This window comes from Maricaulis sp. (genome assembly GCF_048270095.1).
Classification (GTDB): domain Bacteria; phylum Pseudomonadota; class Alphaproteobacteria; order Caulobacterales; family Maricaulaceae; genus Maricaulis.
In genome coordinates this window covers 112518-132412 of the sequence record NZ_JBLWTL010000003.1, presented here as the reverse complement: position 1 = coordinate 132412, position 19895 = coordinate 112518, and the positions used below count along the sequence as shown (strand labels likewise).

At 60.2% G+C, this 19895-nt stretch carries 13 protein-coding genes; 5 read left to right on the top strand and 8 right to left on the bottom strand.

Annotated elements, in window-relative coordinates; genetic code table 11:
* Positions 1-62 precede the first annotated feature (62 nt).
* From ACN0YJ_RS03425 to ACN0YJ_RS03415, 3 genes are read right to left on the bottom strand one after another with little or no spacing between them, the layout of a single operon-like run.
* Positions 63-1850, bottom strand: a complete 1788-nt coding sequence (locus ACN0YJ_RS03425) for an O-antigen ligase family protein (RefSeq protein WP_417495347.1) — start codon at positions 1848-1850, stop codon at positions 63-65.
* A gap of 30 nt (positions 1851-1880) precedes the next feature.
* A complete protein-coding gene (locus ACN0YJ_RS03420; RefSeq protein ID WP_417476793.1) occupies positions 1881-2459 on the bottom strand; it encodes a polysaccharide biosynthesis/export family protein in 579 nt (192 codons plus the stop codon).
* Positions 2460-2509: 50 nt separating this feature from the next.
* Positions 2510-3685, bottom strand: coding sequence for a polysaccharide pyruvyl transferase family protein (locus tag ACN0YJ_RS03415; RefSeq protein ID WP_417495382.1), 1176 nt, complete (start codon positions 3683-3685; stop codon positions 2510-2512).
* Between the two features lie 24 nt (positions 3686-3709).
* On the opposite strand from ACN0YJ_RS03415, the gene ACN0YJ_RS03410 reads away from it, so the two are divergent.
* The gene (locus ACN0YJ_RS03410) at positions 3710-4837 is read left to right on the top strand and encodes a hypothetical protein (RefSeq protein WP_417488534.1); all 1128 of its coding nucleotides are present in this window, start codon (positions 3710-3712) and stop codon (positions 4835-4837) included.
* On the opposite strand, the gene ACN0YJ_RS03405 is transcribed toward ACN0YJ_RS03410, so the two are convergent.
* The 5 genes from ACN0YJ_RS03405 to ACN0YJ_RS03385 all read right to left on the bottom strand — a co-directional run bounded on the left by ACN0YJ_RS03405 (position 4831) and on the right by ACN0YJ_RS03385 (position 12986).
* Positions 4831-5694 (bottom strand): sulfotransferase domain-containing protein, encoded by an 864-nt coding sequence (locus tag ACN0YJ_RS03405; RefSeq protein WP_417488535.1) that lies wholly within the window; start codon positions 5692-5694, stop codon positions 4831-4833. The genes ACN0YJ_RS03410 and ACN0YJ_RS03405 overlap by 7 nt on opposite strands.
* 12 nt (positions 5695-5706) lie before the next feature.
* Positions 5707-7008 carry a lipopolysaccharide biosynthesis protein gene (locus ACN0YJ_RS03400; RefSeq protein ID WP_417495346.1) on the bottom strand — a complete coding sequence of 434 codons (1302 nt, stop codon included), beginning with the start codon at positions 7006-7008 and terminating at the stop codon, positions 5707-5709.
* The gene (locus tag ACN0YJ_RS03395) at positions 7008-8147 is read right to left on the bottom strand and encodes a glycosyltransferase (RefSeq protein WP_417495345.1); all 1140 of its coding nucleotides are present in this window, start codon (positions 8145-8147) and stop codon (positions 7008-7010) included. The genes ACN0YJ_RS03400 and ACN0YJ_RS03395 overlap by 1 nt, the downstream gene beginning before the upstream one ends.
* 151 nt (positions 8148-8298) lie before the next feature.
* Entirely contained in the window at positions 8299-12129 is a 3831-nt protein-coding gene (locus ACN0YJ_RS03390; RefSeq protein ID WP_417495344.1) for a hypothetical protein, read from the bottom strand.
* Positions 12130-12503: 374 nt separating this feature from the next.
* Positions 12504-12986 carry a transglutaminase-like cysteine peptidase gene (locus tag ACN0YJ_RS03385; protein WP_417476800.1) on the bottom strand — a complete coding sequence of 161 codons (483 nt, stop codon included), beginning with the start codon at positions 12984-12986 and terminating at the stop codon, positions 12504-12506.
* Positions 12987-13553: 567 nt separating this feature from the next.
* Here ACN0YJ_RS03385 and ACN0YJ_RS03380 point away from each other — a divergent pair.
* The 4 genes from ACN0YJ_RS03380 to ACN0YJ_RS03365 all read left to right on the top strand — a co-directional run bounded on the left by ACN0YJ_RS03380 (position 13554) and on the right by ACN0YJ_RS03365 (position 19894).
* A complete protein-coding gene (locus ACN0YJ_RS03380) occupies positions 13554-14303 on the top strand; it encodes a metallophosphoesterase family protein (protein WP_417495343.1) in 750 nt (249 codons plus the stop codon).
* Positions 14304-14525: 222 nt separating this feature from the next.
* On the top strand, positions 14526-16388 hold the full coding sequence (locus tag ACN0YJ_RS03375) for a PLP-dependent aminotransferase family protein (RefSeq protein ID WP_417495342.1): 1863 nt from the start codon (positions 14526-14528) through the stop codon (positions 16386-16388).
* Positions 16389-16521: 133 nt separating this feature from the next.
* Positions 16522-17442 carry a carbon-nitrogen hydrolase family protein gene (locus tag ACN0YJ_RS03370; protein ID WP_417495341.1) on the top strand — a complete coding sequence of 307 codons (921 nt, stop codon included), beginning with the start codon at positions 16522-16524 and terminating at the stop codon, positions 17440-17442.
* Between the two features lie 64 nt (positions 17443-17506).
* Entirely contained in the window at positions 17507-19894 is a 2388-nt protein-coding gene (locus ACN0YJ_RS03365) for a TonB-dependent receptor (RefSeq protein ID WP_417476804.1), read from the top strand.
* The last annotated feature ends 1 nt before the right edge of the window (position 19895 follow it).

Here is a 19895-nt window from a genome sequence, read left to right as displayed (position 1 = left end):
CGCCAGGGGCGGGCGAGTCCAGTCAGTGTGCACAAGACGAGTCGCCACGGGGCGATAGCGGGTCAATTTTCGTCCAGGCCGATGCAGGCTGGCTGGTTGGCGCGTTGGCAAGCCCGGGTTCGCTCCAGCCAGGGGCGCCGCCATTCCGGGCGAACCTGGCGGAGTTCCCGCAGCGCGGCGCGCCGCTCGTCGTCGCCCAAACGATTCCAGAGTGCGGCAGAGAGCTCCAGGCGCCAGGTCCGGAAGTCCGGATGAGCGTAGGGCCATAGTTGAAAGCTTCGGCTCAAATGCGTGGCGGCGCTGTGACTATCTCCCGACATCAGGAACGCGTAGGCGAGGCGTGCCTCGGCGCGACCATCGCGTGGTTCCAGGGCGAGCACCCGATCAAGCGCCTCACGTGCATGGGCGGAATCGGGTGGCGTGCTGCTGAGCGCGAGATCCGCATGTGCGCGCGCCAGCGCCAGGCCGGACCGCGTCGGAAAGGGGGCGGCCAGTATGGCGGCCGCGGCGTCCCCTGATGCGGTCCGAACTGCATTCGCCCGCAGCGTGTCTGTGAGCCCAAGCATGGCCCAAGCAGCCAGCAGCAGCATGGCCAGCGCCACCGCATACCGCACCCCGGGAGGTCGTGGACGGCTCCTGGGGGCGGAAATTCCAACCGCCAGGCCCGTCAGCCATGCTGTCAGCCAGGCGATGGCCGGTATTTCCAAAGCATAGTCGAACAGACCGTGCGCGAGCACGAAGAGTCCGGCACACACCAGTGTCCGGATCAGCCAGCGGGGCTTCGCCGATTGTTGCAGGCCGGACAAGACGGTTCGGCCTGTCCAGAGCCAGAATCCAGCGAGTGTGAGAAGTCCCGCGAGGCCGGTCTGAAGTTGCCATTGAAGGGCAATATTGTGAGCCGCGCGCTGGAAAACCAGTGTCGACGCGTTCTCCGCATTGGTGGACAGTGCATTCACGTACTCAAACCCGCCAGGACCAGCCCCGAACCAGAATTGTTCAAGCGCGGCCCGGCTATAGGCCGCCCATAGCTCGCTGCGCGAGCCGGCGCCGATGCCGACCTCCGCGAGCCGGCCGCCAAAGGTCTCGCCGGATAGCAAGACAATGCCACTCGCTGTCAGCGCGAGTCCGATACTGGCGGCCAGGAGTGCCCGGAGTGATTGCCGCTCGCCGCGCTGGAAACGCTGTGCCGCCTCCCAGAGCAGCAGCAGGCTGGCAAAGCCGCCTGTGAGGATGACCCCGGCGCGCGATGCCGTCAGAACCAGGCATGAGAGGCAAAAGAGCAGGGTCGTCAGCGGCAGGATCAGATGCTTCCACCGTGTGTCACCCGAGCGCCCCACCATTGCGCGGAGCAGTCTGCCAACTGACAGGATGACGCCGATCCCGAAGAAGGTTGCGGCTGTGTTGGCGGAGAGAAAGGGGGATGATAGTCGCCCGAGATGATAGGGTCGCTCAAACAGGAAAATGCGGTCGGGTGACCAGATGTGGTCGAGGAAGGCAATGATTGCGGCGAGCAGGAAAAAGCCGAGAAGAATTGTGGAAAGGCCATTGGCCCTTTTCGTCCTGAATGCGAGGGTCCGCGCGGAAATGAACACCGCCGCACACGCGCCCAGAGCAGTGAACTCCGCCGACCCGGTCTGCAATTGGCCGCGCGAGGCGGCGAGCGCCCAAAACAGCAGCGTGATTGCGAGCAGTATGGCGGCGCCTGTGCCGAGTTCACGGTCTCGCCATGCGACCCATCCTCCGATCAACAGAAGCGGGCCGCCAAAAAAATAGCTGGCCATTTCACTGTCGGCGCCCAGCGCGGTGAAAGCTGCCAGACCGATCAGGCCGAGGGAGATATAACCAAGCACCGAACTGGCCGGATCAGCACACCTGCCGCATCAGAAGAAACGCTCGCCGATACGAATTGTGTCGCCGGGTTGAACCTCCGTGACCGCCAGGAGGGGGACTTCAACTTCCTGGTCGCTGCCCGCGTGCCGGATAAATACGACGCGGCGGTTGGCTCGATAGGTGAAGCCTCCGGCTGTCGCCACGGCATTCATGACCGTGAGGCCATCGGAAAATGGATATTCACCTGCAGCCTCGACCTCGCCGAGAATATAATAGGGCCGGAAATTGATGACCTCGACGCTGACCCGCGGGTCGTTGAGATAGCCGTCACGAAGCGCGGCGGCGAAGGCCTGCTGAAATTCTCGCGGCGTCAATCCACCGGCATCGATTTCGCCGATCAGGGGCAAGGATACTGTACCGCGACCATCGACGACGAATTCACCTGACAGGTCGTCCTCACCGAACACGATAATTCTCAGCTGGTCGCCGGCGCCCAGCCGGTATTCGACCCGATCAAACATATTCGGGGCGGCATCGGTCGGTGTCGGGCCAGTTGATGTTGATGCGCAGGCCGCGATCAACAGAACACTGAGGAAAGAAACCAGGCGGAACACAGATATCGGTTGCATCTCAGCGACTCCCATTGTGGCACGCGTGTGCCAACTTCCTGTCTGTGTGGCTAGCACACACTATTCAGACTCTCCAGCACACCCGAACGGGCGGCCTGCGATAACTCGCGGGCACGCTGTCTCAAATCGGTGCGCCGCTTCAACCCGTCCTGCAAACTATTGACCGCCCGTGACGCATCCGGACGAGCGCCCTGCTGGAGCAGGGCAGTTTCCCCGATGAGGCTGAAAAACCCGTGCATCTTGGCATCCCACGCAAGGCCGACCGGGACACCGCCCATAGCGTAGGACAGGATATTGGCATGCAGGCGATGCGCGATGACCCCGTCAAACCCTGCGATCGATTGTGCGAGCGCCTGCGGCGAGGCCGGTTTCGGCGCGACCTCAACCTCCGCCTCGAGCGCTGAGAAGGCGGCCGACTTGACGAATTTCGCAAGGAAGGCCTCGTCCTCGAAGGCGCCATTCGTGAACAGGACTGGACGGAATCCGGAGGCGATGAGGCTGGATGCAAGTTCGGCGAGGCGAAGGATTGCTTCGTGCTCGGAGACCCTCGCATAGTCTCCATGGGCGTGCAGCGCCGCAGGGTGGGTGACGCCAAGCCCGATGCGGCCGGTGTCAGTCCCGGAAGTCTGCAATTCAAACGTTTCCGCTGCCATGAAGGCGGGATCGGGAGCCATTCGGACGTCGACGGTGGAGCGCTTTAATCCGTGGTCGGTGATGAGGCGTTCGAGATTGTCGCGGGACGCGGTGTCACGAACGCAGATCGAGATCAATTGCGAACTGTCCAGCAGTCCTGCGAACAGCGCCGCAGCGCGAGGCCGCCAGGTTCGAGCGACGCCGACACCGTGAATGGCCATCGGAATCCGGCGGGCATCTGCCTGCGTTCCCAGCTCAAAAAGCTTCACCGGGAAGTTCATATGGGCGTCCGAAAACAGCTGGCCACCTCCAATCAGTATCGCGCTGGTCGCGGGCAGAACATGCTCCAGGCGAGGCCGTAACCGTGTACGGACCTGATGGCGGATGATTTGCTCGCCGGCCACCCGGTCGAGCGGCGGCGGCAGCGAGTCCAGCAATCCCAGCAGATTGTGCCGGTGGGGCGAATAGGTCCGGGGGATTTCCGTGCGGCCGGCAAGGTCAATCCAGGCGGGTTCGATCGACGGGTCATGCTGACGAACGGCCTGATCCACGCACGCCGCGATCGCGCCGTCCCCGAGATTCGGGCTGTACATCACTGCGGCAATGGCCGGTCTGGTTTGGGTCGGCATTATCATATCATTTCGGTCGCAACCCGTTCCACCGTCGCTGACATTCGAGTAGGACAGGATGTAATCAGGCCGTGTAAATTAGCCATTAAGCCTGTTGCGACACACAAGGGCTGGGGAAATAGAGACATGGACCAACCAGCCCTGAGCCCACGGCCTGACGAGGTGCGCGATGTTTTCATCGTGACTGCGTTGTGCCTCCTGATCCAGGCCGCCCTGCAGACCACATTTATTGTGACCGACTTGCGGCCGGACGAATACAAATACATTGGCGCTTTCAATGAGTTTTTCTTCGGAACCGATGCAGCCGGTCGAGTTTCGACAGCACTGATCAGGCTTTTAATTCTATCGGTCTGCCTGGTGCTGAGCCTTGTCTTCCATCGGCTTGGCCTGATCGACAAAAACACACTGGTGCTGGCTCTCGTCTGGCCGATGACCACGTTTCTTTTCAGCCGGATCCATATCGAATTTCTGGTCTTCCCGTTCTGCCTGATCGCGCTAAACGCGCGGATCTGGGTGGATATGGCGGTCATTCTGGTCCTGGTCGGGATGGGTTTGTTCCTGAGGGAAAACAACTTCTTCGTGATCGCCATATTCCGATCGATCATTGTCGCGCAAAAGGTCCGCTTTACCTGGCTCGCCCCGTCGGTGTTTCTGGCCTTTGCGGTTGGCCTCAATCACCTGCTCAATATGGGAATTGCCCAGAGAATACCCTTTCTGGGCCCTGAGTTGCAGCGGTTCAACTGGACCCGGACGGTCGTCAATCCTGAATATAACCCGCTGGAAACGCTGGTCGTATTCTTCTCGTCCATGCACTTTTTTACCCGCCATGATCTGGCCTGGTATGTGGATGCCGCATTTACGGCCATAGTCTTGGCGGTGCTGGCTGCAGATCCGGAATCGCGGCGGCGCCTGTTCCAGGTGCGGCACTATGTTTTCGCATTTGCAGTCACTCTGATCGGCATGGCTGAAATCACCCATGCTTTCCAAAATGCGCGATATTACTTCTTCTTTATCCCTTTGCTCGCCGTCATGCTGACGCGGCGAAACTTCATCGCGATTGCGCTATTGGGTCTGGCGCATACGGCGGTCAAATGCGTCGAGGCGGCAATCTATTGATTGCCGGGCTCTGCGACACCGTCCAGCGTTGCGTGCCAATCCGAAAAATCCAGATCGCAGACTTGTTCCAAACCGATTGCCTCTTCACGGAATTGCTGGATCAGCCGAGCAATACGCGGAGTCATATGGGCGTCCCCGGACGAGGTGCGTGCGCTCTTGCCCTGGAACAGGAGACGCTCAACTAGCGGATGGGATTTCACCGAGCCGACCAGGTTTTGAAGACCGGCATCACGCAGGCGCCAGCCCGCTGCCCGCAATATTCGAACGAGCCTGGCCGACCGCGCCGAGCTTCCTTCAAGGACTCTGTCCGCATAGGGAAGGTCGGCGACAAAGCGGATGCCGAGCGCGTCGGACACGCTCTGGCCAAACCGAAGCGGGTCACCGGCAAGGTCTTCAAATTTCAGAATTTTCACCCGCTCCCTGCCCAGCAGGTTGATAGCTTGCTGAACGGGCCGCAGATAGAGGCTGTGGGCGATGAGGCCGCCATGCGACGACAGCGCAGTGTCCAGCGCGCTTGTGGTTTTGCCGATACGCTGCAGATAGCGGTGATGAGAGAGCATTCTAACATATGGGTTTCGAAGGAAAATCAGAAATATAGCGTTGTCGTCAAAGTAGTCCGCGATGCGCTCCAAAGCCGCGGGGCTGTAGAGATAATCATGACAGATTTCCCCGACTCTCGGCGCATCAAGACCCTCAAACTGACGCGTGTACCACTCAGTCCCACGGTCGAAGTAGCGATCGAAAAAGAAGAGCTCCTTGGAGCTTGGCAGTCGTGTTTCAGGATGCTGCATCAGGATTCTGTGCAGCCAGGTCGAGCCGCATTTGTCACCACCGAGGTAGAGAAAATTCGGTTTCATCGATCCATCCGGTCAGATCAGGCCGACCCGGATACCATGGCGTCGCCAGATCCGGATATAGGCCGCGAAATTCCACATGACGCTGTGCAAGGACACGGCCACGGCTACTCCCAGCACGCCGAAAGCGAAACCGAGAATGAATATCAGCACCGTGGAAATGGCTGCCGAGACGGTCAGAATAACAAAAAGGGCACGCTCATCATGGAGAGATTCCATCATTTGCGCGGTTGGTCCGCAGACGGCATTGGTCGAAAAACCCAGCGCCAGTACCAGTAGTATTGATCCGGAACCGGCATACTCCGGCCCAAAAATCGACATCACCCAATCGCCCGCCAGTGCAAAAATGATAAGCAGGCCAGCCAAGGGCAGTGCGGCGAGCAGCGTGATGAGGCGGCTTTCGGTCTGAAGCTTTATGAGATTGTTCTCGGCCTGCAGGCGGGCGATGGACGGAGCAATCACAAGATTGGCGGCCATCTGGAAGATCTGCAGCAACATGGCCGTGCGCAGCGCGGCGAATAAAAGCCCGGCCGTATCAACATCAAGGATAAACCCCGCGGCAAGGACCGAGAGGTTGGGGATCAGGGCTTGTATAATAGCAACGCCCCACAGGCCGACTGAGGCCGTCAGCCAGACACGGGAGCGATCGTCCACTGCCGGCGCGGCGAGTCCGGGCCGCAGGGGGGGGAGCCACGCCTGTTGGGCCAGGAGCAAACCTGCCAGCGACAGGACAAGGGCAGCAAAGATGCTTTGCGCGGACATCCAAGTGGCGCTCGCGGCTCCGACGGCAAAAGCGATCACCAAAATCCGCCAGACCAAATCTCGGGGCGCCAGCGCGCGAATGAAAATTCCGGCCGAACGGGCCGTGCTTTGCTGATATTCGGCGAGCGCGAACAATCCCGCTGCCCCAGTCGCCCATAGCCACAATCCAGCGGGAAGGGTGGTTGGCCAGGCGGTCACAGCAAGAAGGCCGAGGCCGCCTATCAGGATTGTCATCAAGGCAAATACCAGGAGGGCGCGGCGATTGAGGGCTCCGACCGCTGCCTGGTTTCGGGCGGCGAACAAGACTGGCGCGCGCCGGAGAATATAGGCCTTCTGCCCAAATCCGATAATTACGGCGCCCAGGGTGGCGGCCGAAAATGCCAGACCGAAACTGCCGAACGCTTCCGCGTCGAGTGCGCGGGCGATCGCAATGAACATTGCATAAGACAGTCCGGCCGCGCCCAGCTTGATGAGCAGGACGATCGCGGTGCGGCCGATCAATTCGGGTTGAGCGCGGACGCGTTCGCGCAATGATCTCAGGCGGCCCAGCAACATTACTGCCAATCAGCCCCGTGCGGCAAAGATTGCGATCTGACGGCGGACCACATTTCCTCGATAAAACGGGCTTCGGAGAAATTCGCCGCCGCGTCCGTGAACACGGCTGTGTCGCAGATGTCGAGACCGCTGGTCTCGAACCGGTCGATGGCGGCATTCAGCCCGGCTGCACTGGGGTCATCATACAGAATGCCGGTTCGACCGTCGGTCACTGTATCGCGGACCCCGCCACGATTGAAGCCAATCACCGGCCGACCTGAAGCCAAGGCTTCAACCGGCACAATTCCAAAGTCTTCTTCGCCCGGGAACACCAATGCCTTGCATCGGGCGAGATGATGTCTGAGCGTGTCAAAATCCGTCTTGCCCAGAAATTCGATCATAGGTCCGGCGGACTTCTGCAAGTGTGAGATCTCCTTGCCGGGGCCGCCGATGACCTTGAGTTTGCGACCGGATTGCCGGAATGCATCGATTGCGACGTCGGGCCGTTTGTATGGGGCGAGCTCGCCGAGCCAGAGATAGTAATCGCCACGCTGTTGCGGTTCGACGGGCGAGAATGCGGCTATATCGACGGGTGGATGAATGACCGAAGCGTCACGGCGCCAGTATTTTCTGACACGATTGGCGACATGGTTCGAATTCGCCACGAAGTGATCGACCCGAGCTGCGCTCGTGACATCCCACTGCCGGAGCCGGTGGGCGATATAGGGCATAGCGATCCCGGCCAGCAGGCCAGCCGATGATTTATAGGCGTGATACTGGTCCCAGATATAGCGCATCGGTGAATGGCAATAGCAGATATGCGGCGTGTCGGGCGGAACAATCACCCCTTTCGCAGGGCCGGATTCGCTGGAAATAACCAGGTCGTAGCCGGTGAGATCACAGGCTTCGAGCGCTTGTGGCATGAAGGGCAGATACGTCTGGTAGAGACGTTTTGACCAGGGAAGCCGGTTTATCGACGTCGTCAGAATGCGGTGTTGTTTCAGAAGGGGCGACAAGTGTTCACGGTCGACGACGTGGGTGAGAATGTCAGCCTCGGGGAACATCCGGCAGAGGGCTTCGAGGACTTTCTCCCCACCACGCATGCCGACGAGCCAATAGTGGACCAGGAGGACGCGTGGCGCTCGACTTGCTGCAGCCATTTGAGTTCATCCCCCGCACTGGTGGCCTCATCCTTGGACGCCCGGACCGTTCATACAAGCGAACGGCGGATTCAAGGAGAACCCGCCGCACTTAAGTCCAGTTTGGAGCCAGCGTCCAGACCGGGCGGGGCCCGGTCTGGAAGCGCCTTCATCAGAAGGTGTAATAGTCTGGTCCATCATAATCGGAGGAGATCATGTCGCCAACTGAATCAAAGGACTGGTTCTGTTGGTCGAACTCGATGAAGCCTTCGCCGATACCTGACTTGAGGTCGAACACCATTGCAGGCCCGCCAGGTGCAGATCCGCCCGATGCAGATCCGCCCGAAAGTTTGAGTGCAGCAGCTGCTGGTGCAGCAAACAGGAACTCAGACCCGTCCATCTCAGTCTGGTAGTTCCAGCCGGCGATGGTCAGGGTGTCGCCGCCGCCCAGATCGATGACCGTATCGGCACCGTTGAGTGATGCGCGATTGAACACGTCCACTGCACTGGAGACGCCAGACACACCGGTCAGGTCGATCGTGTCGGTGCCATCCTCGAAGTCCAGGATGGTGTCGGCACCATAACCGTCGGCGAAGACGAATGTGTCTGCGTCAGCGCCGCCGCTCAGTGTGTCGGTACCGGTCCCGCCATCAAGCGTGTCCGTGCCGGCCCGACCATAGATGCTGTCGTCACCTGCGCCGCCGACAAGGACGTTGTTTCCGTTCAGGCCATCGATGAAGTCATTGCCGGCACCGCCGTCCAGATTCACATCAACACCATTCCGGCCTTGCAGCACATCGTCGAAGTCCGAGCCAATTACGGCATCGATATCGCGCAGCCTGTCACCCTCGGCATCGCCACCGGAGTTTGCACCGCCCCGCCACAGACGCACATCAATCCCTGCGCTGGAGCTGGAGTAGTCGGCCGTATTAAACCCGCCATGTCCTTGCAGAAAGTCTGCGCCGGCGCCGCCAACCAAGGTGTCGTCACCGTTGCCACCAAAGAGGATGTCATCGCCAGCGCCACCGATCAGCATATCATTGCCGTCCAAGCCCAGGAGCATGTCATCGCCGTCGCCGCCGATCAGCGTATCATTGCCGTCATAGCCCCGGACCTCGTCATTGCCGCCACCGCCATTCAGGGTAACGTCAACGCCGAACTTGCCTTGCAGCACATCGTCGAAGTCAGAACCAATCACGGCCTCGATATCGCGTAGCTTGTCGCCCTCGGCATCGCCACCGGAGTTCGCACCGCCGCGCCACAGGCGCACATCAATACCTGCGCTTGAGCTGGAGTAGTCGACCGTATCAAAGCCGCCATGGCCTATCAGGAAGTCTGCTCCAGCGCCACCAATCAGAGTGTCGTCACCGTTGCCGGCAATGAGGATGTCATCGCCAGCACCGCCGTCCAGCATATCGTCGCCGTCACCGCCCCGGAGGTTGTCGTCGCCGTCGCCGCCTATCAGCGTGTCATTTCCATCATAGCCCCGGATCTCGTCATTGCCGCCACCGCCATTCAGCGTTGCGTCAATACCATATTTGCCCTGCAAGAAGTCATCAAAGGCCGATCCGGTCAGTGATTCAACATCGCGAATGATGTCGCCCTGAGCGTGGCCGCCGGAGTTCTCGCCACCGCGCCACAGACGCACATCAACGCCCGCATCAGAAGCGGAATAGTCGATCATATCGACTTCAGTGCCGCCGCGGATGATTTGTCCGCCAGCGACGGACTCGAAGGTCCGCGCGCCGGTCTCGGTGATGTAGGTATTGCCTTCAATCGTGCCAGGCAGCGGGGTGTCGACATAGATGGCACCCGTGTTTGCGCTACCGGCAGTCTCGCCGTCGAACACGTTGTTGCGGATATCGGTATTGTCTTCACGGGCACGCAGTGCGGTTGCATAGCGGTTCGTGAAGCCGGTGAAGAGGTTGTCCTCGATGGTGGAATTCGCTGCATCGATCGTCACCAGCGTATTGCCCTGGTCGCCGCCGGCATTGGTGCCGCCAGCCGTGCCGGACACGGTATTGTTGGTGAAGGTGACATCAGAGGCATTCTGCCCATTGCCACCAATCGTCACCAGCTGGCGTGGGACATTATTGCCAACGTCAAACTGCGTCGCAAAGCCATTGCCGCCAGGGTCGGCACCCTCAAAGGTCTGGCCGGTGAATTCATTATTGTCGATCAGCAGATTGCTGACGGCTGCCGAGTATTCCGACAGCAGGCCAGCATCGCCGCGTGCTTCGATGATATTGCCCTGGATGGTAATTCCATCCTGAGCACCTTGCAGGTAAATCGCGGCGTTCTCGACGGCGCCATTGCCGTTATTGCCCTGGACCGTGAAGCCCTGGCCGGTTGCACCGATCTGGACGGCACCGGCGTTCGGATCAACTTCGATCGCACCCAGCGCGCCATTCTGGCCATTGATGATCGTGGTCGCGGCGCCATCAGCCGACAGGAGTGTCACGGCATGGTCGATGACAACGTCTTCGTCATAGGTGCCAGGGCCAACGATGATCGTATCACCGGCCTCGGACGCATCAACGGCTGCCTGAATCGACATGCCTGCATAGACGTAGAATGTGCCGTCGCTCTCGATCACGGATGATTCAGGTGATGGGAGGGAAAGCGCAAAGGATTCGGCATCCGCTTCATTGCCAAACATGAAGTGGAAGTTTTCACCCCCGGCGCGGTGGTCAGGATTGAACACCGTGAAAACCGTGTCGTAGATCCCGCTGAGGTCGATATTGGTGACCGTCGTGGGCACACCTTCGAGGAGTTCCTCTTCCATATAGATGCCGGGGGCATCGTCAGAGGTGAAAGTGCCGGCGAAGGTGACGTCGTCAGTGCCTGGCTCATAGGAGCGACCGGCCGAATAGAGGCCGACGGCGCCCCAGTTATTCCCCGTCGTGGTGATGTCGGTAAACGTGATGCCGGTTGAATCGGAGACGCCAAAGCCAACGCCGCTGGTGTCAAGGCCGTCAGCGGTGACATTGGTGAACGTGCCGCCATCAAGGCCGTTCATGTCGATTTCCGAGCGACCCGCGCCGGATACCGTCATATCTTCCATCGAGAAGTTGGTGATCGCATCCTCATAGACGCCCGAACCCGGGTCGATCTTCACGCCGTAATGGGTCGTGTTGCTGGCATCGATCGACATGTCGGAAAGTGAGACATTATCGGCCGTGACGTGAAGGCCATAGCCCGCCACACCGGTTTCAATGATGGTCGCGCCATCGCCGGCACCGATGATGGAAATCTCTTTGTTGACGTTGAGAACGCCGGTCTGGACATAAGTGCCGGCACCGATGGTGACAGTGTCGCCATCCACTGACGCATTGATTGCTTCCTGGATGGTTGCGTAAGTCGTGATGACGCCGCCCGATACCAGGTTGATCTCGCCAGCAATGTGGGCGAGGCGGCCCAGATCAAGGTCGGCAGGGGAAATGCCTGGAATATTGGCCAGGTCCCATTCAATGCTCGCCTTGATATTGGCGGTGGAATTGCCATCCGGCAGCGGGCGTGCGCCATAGGCCAGCGCGTCGACCGAGCGAGGTTCGGCGTTCAGATCGCCAATGCCGTCGCCGGTGACGTCGACATTGTTGGCAGGGTCATCGCTGCCGAAGCGCCAGGCAATCGGGCCATCGCCGAGATTGCCGAGGATGTTGTCATGGTAGGTCTGGCCAGGCTTTGGTGGGCCGCCTCGGTCCTTGGCGATATCCATGATCGGCGGGTTGCCCGCTTCCAGATACTCGACATAGGCGTTGGCCAGCTCGACGAAGAGGGTGTTCACCGCCAGCGCCAGCTGACCCATTGTGGTCGCGCCGCTCTGGAGCGTCGCGAAATAGCCCGGAAACTGGGAAAGAACATCGATGAATTCGCCGGAGGTGGCGACCGGTGTGTCGTCTTGATAGTTACCGCCGGTGCTGGCGAGTGATGGAAACGTCACATAAGCCGCGTCAAGTTCGGCCCAAGCGTCGATGAAGTCTTGAGATGTTGTGAAAGCCATTGCCAGTCCCCTACCCTACTTTTTTTGCAACATTGTAGCGACAGACCCCCTGACGCTTATTACTTTTTAGGGAACGGCAACGGACTGCCAGAGTCAATGATTTATTAAACAATCTGAGTAGCGCGAAGGCCGAATCAATCGACAAGCTTGCGCTAAGTGATTGAATGTTAAGGGCAAAAATGCATTGATGGGGGTCGCGATGGGGCGAGCCTCGCCCGACGCCAAGTTGGTGATTTGTGTTAAGATTTCGCCGCTCACGCGAGGTTGGCGGCACCGCTTCGCGCTATGGGGATGTTGAGCGTGGAGGCGCGCTATGATTGCACGCGGATTGCGAGGCGGTCTGGCCGGAGCGGTGGCGCGGCTTGCGGGCGGCGCTACGACAAGATTGCGAGCGAGCGCCATTCCAGAAGGCTGGGTCCGGCCTGCACGGCGCGCCAGGTGTAGGGCGCCTCGTTCCAGGGGAGGATCCATGGTGTTTCATTGTCGAGCACAATGTCTGCGTTATCCAGGCGGACAATCAGGACTGCGTGGTGGCCGGTCGCGTAGGATTCGACGATCGCGATGGCCAGCGCTTCCGGCGGCAAGCCGGCGCGAATGAGGGCTGCCCGCTTTTCCAGCGCGAAGTCCTCGCAATCTCCATAGACTTGGCCGTCGATCGTGCCGCCACCGACGCTGAGGGGCATCGCCCAGCGTTCAGCTTCACCGTAGATTTCCTGGTCGGAGCGCCAGCGCAGGGCCCGGTTCACCTGCCGATTCACGGTCTCCAGCAAGGCCATTGTGTCGCTGTCCGCTGCAATGCGTTGGGTCTGTGTGCTGACCGGTGGCGCCGAGGTGACCATGGCTGTTGTCGGACCCATGTCTATTGCTGGCGGTGGCGGCGGGCTCGCTGCCTGAACCGCATCCGGAAGGCGTTTTGCGTGTGATGGGTCTGTGGAGGCTCGGCCGCCTGTGGCCATTTGAGAATGCTCGCCGCCTGTAGGCTCCGTGATCGCTGTGGTCGAGCCACAGACATCGGGTCGCTCCTGGCAGAGGTGAAGCGCTCCGGCTGGCGGCGTGACAGGGCCTGCGAGTGTCATTGGACCGGAGGCGGGGCTCGTGGTCGTGCACGCGGCACCCAGGCCGGCCATGCTGCAGACGGCCAAAGTCAAAACTGCCCTGCGCGTTTTGGCAAATATACACGAACTCAACATGGCCAACACTCCCAATACTCATCGGGTTTGGTTGTGTCATGTGCGCATTTCGATATATCTAAATTAGATGGTTAATCGTAATTAGCCTTAGCATCTAGTATTCATCTTATCTGTAGTTTGTTTCAAATTTGAAGTGTGGCTTAGAGGATTTGTTTACCTCGCCGATTTGTCGGACAGCTCTGGCTATTTCCCGGGAGGTCGCCTAGCTAGGGGCTGACATTCCGGAGCATCAGAGTGATTGGATCATTCCTAAAGCGGTTTACTGGCGAGCGGGCGGGCGCTGACCTGCCCGGTACCGTCTACGCGATCGGTGATATTCACGGGCGCAGGGATTTATTGCTCGAGCTGTTGGCGAAAATTCACAGCGATGACCCTGGCTGCAAGGCGGATCTGATTTTCCTGGGCGACTATATAGATCGCGGGCCTGAATCGGCCGGTGTCGTAGATGTGTTGTTGACCGACACTAGAATCGGGCAACGGCGCCCGGTATTCCTCAAGGGGAACCATGAAGCCACGCTTCTGGCTTTTCTTGATGATGCTGGCCATGGCACCGCCTGGCAGCGGTTCGGCGGCACAGAAACTTTGCTTTCATACGGCGTGAGGCCGCCGCGCGGTGTATCGGATGACCGCGAAGCCTGGGAAGAAAGCCGGCGCCAACTGAGCCGCTTGCTGCCCCGGGCTCACATTGATTTCTTCCGTGACCTTGCCTTGTTCGAGGAAAGAGGCAGCTATTTCTTCGTCCATGCCGGCGTGGATCCTGCGCGCCCGGCTCATCTCCAGAGTGAGGCCGAGTATCTGTGGATCCGCGACGACTTCCTCCAGGATGACCGCAAACTCAGCCATATTATTGTGCACGGCCATACGCCCGAGCCCAGCCCGGTCGCAAACCGGCGCCGTGTCGGAACCGATACAGGTGCCTACGCATCGGGAGTGCTGACTGCCGCCCGGATCGACAGTGCCGGGGTGCGGTTCATCTCGACATGACCGGGTTGATCACGGGCCGATACCCCGGGCCGGATCTGTGGAATGGCAAGCTGATTGCGTCGCCTGAACTCGACCAGCCCCATGCGACGCGCTGAATCCCCGGCCAAGTTGAGCCCTCCATATTCCCACGCGGCACCCCGCGCATCGGCCTGTCTTTTTCCAGGCAGGCCTGTCACGGTAATACCCCGACACTCTCTGACGGCCCCCACACTGCGGTAAACCATGACGAGTCTAGCAAAATCCTACGCCCCGCTTTTCCGGATCGATCATGGACTGAGCCTGTCCTTGCAGGAGCAGATCCGGCGGCGTGTGATGGAGGCGATAGCGGCGGATATATTTCCGGCCGGGCGCAAACTGCCGTCCTCGCGGAAACTGGCCAGTGAGCTGGGCGTGTCGCGCAATACGGTTTTCCTCGCCTATCAGCAATTGATCGCCGAGGGACATCTGGAGGCGCGGCAACGTTCGGGTATCTATGTAGCCGAGGCGACGGCACCGGACCGGAGAATGCCTTTGATCGCCGGTCCCGAGGGGGCCGGAGAGACCGCTGCGGCGGCGCGTTTCCTGCGCGGCACGCGGCCTCCGACGCATGGATATAAATGCCCGCCCGATTGGCAGAAATACCCGTTTCCCTTCATCGAGGGACGCTATGACAGAACGCTCTTCCCGATTGCGGAATGGCGGGAATCCAGCCGCCTCGCCCTTGCAGTCAATGAAGTCGAGGAGTGGTCGCTTGACAATGGCGACGTCGATGATCCCGCTCTCATCGAGGAAATTCGAACCAAATTGCTGCCCCGGAGGGGCATTCGGGCCCGACCCGATGAGCTGCTGATCACCGTCGGTGAACAGCAGGCCTTCTTCCTCGTCGCGCAATTATTCGCCAACTCCAGAACGCGTGTCGCGCTGGAAGAGCCCGGCCTGCCCGATTTGCGCGAGATGTTCACGATGCATGGGGCGCAATTGCACCACCAGCCGGTCGACGATGAGGGCTTGATCGTCGATGACCGTCTGCCAGGCAATGATATCGTCTATGTTTCGCCCAGTCGGCAACGCCCGACCGGCGTTACCATGTCGATGCGTCGGCGCGAGGCGCTGCTTGCCATGGCTGCCGAGCGCGACTTCCTCATTCTGGAGGATGATTTTGAGTGCGAGATGAACTATCTCGGAGACGCCTTGCCCGCCCTTCGCAGCCTCGATCAGGACGGCCGCGTTATCTATATCGCCAGCCTGTCGAAAGTTCTCGCCCCGGGTGTCCGGCTCGGCTTCATGGTTGCGCCCGCCCGTATCATCAATGAAGCGCGGCGCTTGCGCGACCTGACGACGCGTCGCCCGTCCCCGAACAACCAACGCGCAGCGGCCTTCTTCCTGTCGCTGGGGCATTATGATGCGATGCTGCGCCGTCTTCGGCGGGTCAGCGAAGAACGGCTGATCGCGCTGCAGAATGCGCTGAACCATTATCGCCCGTCATCGATCGCTGTCGCGCCGGTAGAGGGTGGCACAACCTATTGGGTCCGTGGTCCGGCCAATCTCGACGCCCGCGTGCTGGTTCATGCCGCGAAGGCGCGTGGCATATTGATCGAACCTGCGGATGACTGGTTCGCCCTGCCCGATGGGGCAAAGAATATGTTCCGCCTTGGTGTGACAGGACTACCGGCCAGCGAAATCCGGGCCGGAATTGAGGCCCTGTCCCAGGTTATGCTGGAGCTTGACCGTGCCGCGCCAGCTGCAGTGGCTGAAACCGGAACGGGCTGGCTTGGGGCGGAAGCGCTGGAGGCGGCGATGAGTAGCGCTACATTGCTCTACAATACGGTCTATGGGGAACTCTGCACGATTATGCTCGCCGCAGATGGCAGCATGACCGGCCGGTCCGGCTATGGCGCCGAGGAGCAGGATAGCGGCCGTTGGTGGGTCGAGGGCGATAAATGGTTTCGCCAGTGGCGCAACTGGGCCTTTGGCGAAGCGATGGGCTTTCACGTCCGCATTTCGGGCGATCGCGTCTCCTGGCTGGACGAGCAGGGGCGCGTGGTTGATTCCGCTGTGCTCAGTCGAGAAACGGTCGAACCGGCCAGCCAGAAGACAAGCCCCTGACCCCCTGAACTGGCCCCATAGTTGGTCCCGATCTGGCTCTAAGTCACCACCGGCTTCGCTGCCATGGTCGGGCGAAGGTGAAGTGCGGGGCCTCGATTGACTGCTCCGCGCTTCCGCTATCAGGGGTGAGTTCATGTCTTTACTGTCGATTGCCGCCATTCAGCTCGACGCAGCCGTCGATGGCAATCTCGATCTTGTCGAGCGCGAAGTCCGTGCGATTGCGAAGCGCTTTCCCTGGGTGATCATGGTGGCGATCAGCGAGCTGGCGATCAATGGTGCCAGCCTCGACCAGGCGGAGGCCGCGGGTGGTCCGACCGAACGCCGCTTGCAGGCGCTCGCGCAGGAAACCGGCATGTGGCTCATCCCCGGCTCGCTCTATGAGCACCGCGAGGGAAGGGTCTATAACACGACACCCGTCATCGATCCGCACGGCGAGATCATCGCCCGCTACGACAAGATATTTCCCTTTCTGCCCTATGAGAGTGGCGTCGAGTCAGGAACGGACTACGTCGTATTCGACGTGCCCGGCATCGGCCGCGTTGGCATCGCGATCTGTTACGATATGTGGTTCCCCGAGGCGATCCGCACCATCTGCGCGATGGGCGCTGAGGTGATCATCCTGCCGACCATGACCAATACGGTCGACCGCGATGTCGAGCTGGCCATTGCCCGCGCCAACGCGGCGATCAATCAGTGCTATTTCGTTGATATCAATGGTGCAGGCCAGCAGGGCAATGGGCGCTCAGTGGTCTACGGGCCAGGTGGTGAATTAATGCATGAGGCCGGCACGGGCCGCGAGGTGATGGCGTTCGAGCTCGATCTCGAACAGGTCCGCCGCATGCGCGAGCGTGGCTGGAATGGCCTCGGCCAGGTTCTCAAGAGTTTCCGCGATGCACCGGTGAAGTTTCCGTTGCACGCGGATCCAGCGGCGCGTCAGGCTGGCATGTCCGGCCTGGGACCGCTGATCAAGCCACAAAGGCAGAACGAGGGATCAGCCGATGATGGCAAGGGGGAAGGCCGGGTGTCGAAGCCCAGGCTTTCGATCATCGAGTGAAGGGGACCGGCCTGGACCGGATCGATACAGGAGCCCGCACCAGCGGGCGATACAGGGTGATGTTATGAAGAAATTTGCACATGAATTCGCAGGCCGGTCGACCATCATGGCCGTGCTGCTGGGCACAACGGCTCTGGCGGGCGGAGCCTTTGTTCCAGCCTATGCCCAGGACGAGCAAGCCGACAGCCGGCGCGAAACAATCACCGTGACGGCAACGCGGCGCGAAGAGAGCGTCTCGGACGTTCCCTATAATATTTCCGCGGTCGGTGGTGGTGATATCGAGCGCGGCAATATCATTGATGAGGCGGAGCTTCTGCGCTCCATTCCCGGTATCGCCGTCGTTGATCGCGGCGCCCGCAATTCGGGCACGTTGAACGCGGCGCGTATCCGTGGCCTTGCTGTTGATGGCAATGGACTGGGCGACTACGCCGTGTCGTCGGTGGCCTCGGTCTCGACCTATATCAATGACACTCCGGTTTTCGCCGGTTTCACGCTGCGTGACCTCGATCGCGTCGAAGTCCTGCGCGGCCCTCAGGGCACATTGTACGGCTCCGGTTCGCTGGGCGGCACGATCCGCTACATCACCCGCGACCCCGATTTCGGCGAAGTGAATGGCTATATCAGCGGCACGACTTCGAATGTCGAAGGCTCCGAGGACTGGGGCTACGGCCTCGACGGCGTCCTCAATGTGCCGCTCGGCGAGCGCGCCGCGCTGCGCCTGGTCGGCAGTTTTGGCGATTATCCTGGCATCACCGATTATGTGAATGTCTATGAGCTGGACGGGAGCGGCGTACCGGTTGCGCCGGGCGGCGTTCTAGACCCGGCTGCATCCTACAGATCCGTCGAGGACGCTGATACGGTTGAAACCTGGATGGGCCGGGCAACCTTCCTGTGGGAGCCGACCGACACATTCTCCCTGCGCCTTGTCCATGCGCGTCAGTCCGACGATGTCGGTGGACGCCGGCAGCAGACTGTCGGTGTTGACGGCTTTGGCAATGCCTATGGCGACTATGAGAACGGCTCGATCCAGCTGGAGCCATCTTCGCGCGACATCAATATGAGCTCGCTCGAGCTGGAGATGGATCTGGGTTTCGCCACCCTGACCTCATCGACGTCGCACTATGATCACAATGGCGATAGTGCCAGCGAAAACACGGGCTTCTATGCACAGGCCGGATGGCTCGGGCTGTACTATAACTACCCACGTCCAATGGCGACCGCGATCCGGACCTATGCCGATGAGGCCGTGGTTCAGGAAGTTCGCCTCGTCACCGATGATGGCGGCAATTTCGACTATGTCGTCGGCGGCTTCTATCGGCAGCAGCAAATGGAATCGACGCAGCAAAGCTATCTGGTTGGCTTCAAGCAGTGGTGGGACGCCTGGCTTCCCTTCGCGGCGGGCGCTGTCACCGGTGATCAGGACTGGGACTATCGCCGGATCGAGAATTTCACCGAGACGGCCCTGTTTGGCGAGTTGACCTGGCATGCCAGCGAGGACCTCGACCTGACCTTTGGTGCGCGTTACTTCAACAATGAGTCGGACAATGACACCTTCATGGCCCTGCCGCTGTGGGCGGGTCTCTTCCCAGAGGTGAATGCCGACCTGTCATCGTCCGAGAATGATGTCCTGTTCAAGTTCAACATGGCCTGGCGCTTCTCCGATGAAGACATGCTCTACGGCACGATTTCCGAGGGTTATCGCCGTGGCGGGTCGAATGCTGTGCCGCTCACCGGCGTCTTCGCCGAAGATCCGCGCTGGCAGTTCTACACCTCCGACTCCGTGGTCAATTACGAGATCGGTTTCAAGGGTGATCGCGGCGATTTCCGCTATGATGTCAGCGTCTTCTACGTCGACTGGACGGACCCGCAGTTTAACACCGCCTCGACCTGGTGGGGTTTCTTCGCGGTGCAGAATGCCAGCGAGGCCAGCTCGATGGGGCTGGAGGCGTCGATCGATGGCTTTATCGGCAATGACTGGCACTACTCGCTGGGCTATGCCTATATCAATGCCGAGCTCGGGGCAGATTTCCATGCGCCAGACCGCCCGGCGCCAGCGGCCCCGATTGCCCTTGAGGGCGCCATGCTTCCGGGGACGCCGGAGCACCAGCTCAACTGGTCGCTTGATTATACGACACAGCTGGCCAACTGGTCGTCCTTCACCCGGCTGGATGGTTATTACCAGTCGGAAACGACCAATGCGGTCAGCACCTCGCCGACCTTCAATGTGCCGATCGACGGGTTCTCGATCTGGAACCTGACCACGACCTTCTCGCGTGATGCGGTTGATCTGTCCTTCTGGGTGAAAAACATCACCAATGAGGAGGGTATCACCGGCATTTTCACCGAGGCCTATATGGGAACGGCTCCGGCTGAGGGCTATTTCGGTAATGCCAACAAGCAGATGATTTCACTGCCCAGAACGATTGGCGCAACGCTGCGCTATAACTTCTGAT

Coding starts and splice junctions, on each gene's coding strand:
- ACN0YJ_RS03390 (WP_417495344.1), bottom strand. CDS start 12,129: ATGGCTTTCACAACATCTCAAGACTTCATCGACGCTTGGGCCGAACTT.
- ACN0YJ_RS03370 (WP_417495341.1), top strand. CDS start 16,522: ATGTCTTTACTGTCGATTGCCGCCATTCAGCTCGACGCAGCCGTCGAT.
- ACN0YJ_RS03395 (WP_417495345.1), bottom strand. CDS start 8,147: ATGGCTGCAGCAAGTCGAGCGCCACGCGTCCTCCTGGTCCACTATTGG.
- ACN0YJ_RS03420 (WP_417476793.1), bottom strand. CDS start 2,459: ATGCAACCGATATCTGTGTTCCGCCTGGTTTCTTTCCTCAGTGTTCTG.
- ACN0YJ_RS03405 (WP_417488535.1), bottom strand. CDS start 5,694: ATGAAACCGAATTTTCTCTACCTCGGTGGTGACAAATGCGGCTCGACC.
- ACN0YJ_RS03365 (WP_417476804.1), top strand. CDS start 17,507: ATGAAGAAATTTGCACATGAATTCGCAGGCCGGTCGACCATCATGGCC.
- ACN0YJ_RS03385 (WP_417476800.1), bottom strand. CDS start 12,986: ATGGGTCCGACAACAGCCATGGTCACCTCGGCGCCACCGGTCAGCACA.
- ACN0YJ_RS03400 (WP_417495346.1), bottom strand. CDS start 7,008: ATGTTGCTGGGCCGCCTGAGATCATTGCGCGAACGCGTCCGCGCTCAA.
- ACN0YJ_RS03375 (WP_417495342.1), top strand. CDS start 14,526: ATGACGAGTCTAGCAAAATCCTACGCCCCGCTTTTCCGGATCGATCAT.
- ACN0YJ_RS03415 (WP_417495382.1), bottom strand. CDS start 3,685: ATGTACAGCCCGAATCTCGGGGACGGCGCGATCGCGGCGTGCGTGGAT.